Below are 560 nucleotides of genomic sequence, written 5' to 3' on the forward strand. Positions count from 1 at the left end.
TTTTTAATGATACGGCGACCACCGAGATCTACACTCTTTCCCTACACGACGCTCTTCCGATCCATTTTTCGTCGTCCACAATATACCTCCAGTCTTACTAAAAAAATTTAGTTATCCTTATATACTTTCACATTCTTCCAAAATGCCACCATTTTTTAGATTCTGTTTTTACAGGCTCTTTTTCTTTTGCCTTGTTTCGTTCTTCTTCTGATAACTTCAATTTAGCTTTCAGTCGTTCAATTTCTTCCTGCGCCTCACCCCTTATCGACGAGCCATCTTTCATATCCTCCCGAGGCATTTTAAGAGCTTTCAATTCATTGATTTCTGATTTATACTCTTCTAGTAATTTTTTATCCTGTAAGGCTAGACGTTGTTGTTGGTCTAAGAGATTTTGCATTTGTGAGATTTGAGTGTCTTTATTTTCTAGTTGCTTATCTTTAACAGATAATTGCTGTTCCTTTTTATCTAATTGTTCTTCTAAAAAACATATTAATTTAGTCTGTGCAGTATCATTTTGCAGTGTTTTGGCAGTCTGTGCAGTATCATTTTGCAGTGTTTTT

At 35.2% G+C, this 560-nt stretch carries 1 protein-coding gene; it reads right to left on the reverse strand.

Features of this window, described 5'->3' with window-relative positions; translation table 11 throughout:
* Nucleotides 1-127: 127 nt before the first annotated feature.
* Nucleotides 128-560 (reverse strand): DUF536 domain-containing protein (locus BAZO_RS23035; RefSeq protein WP_003331512.1); only part of this gene is annotated, 433 nt, incomplete at its 5' end.

The organism is Schinkia azotoformans LMG 9581 (genome assembly GCF_000307855.1).
GTDB lineage: Bacteria > Bacillota > Bacilli > Bacillales > Bacillaceae_J > Schinkia > Schinkia azotoformans.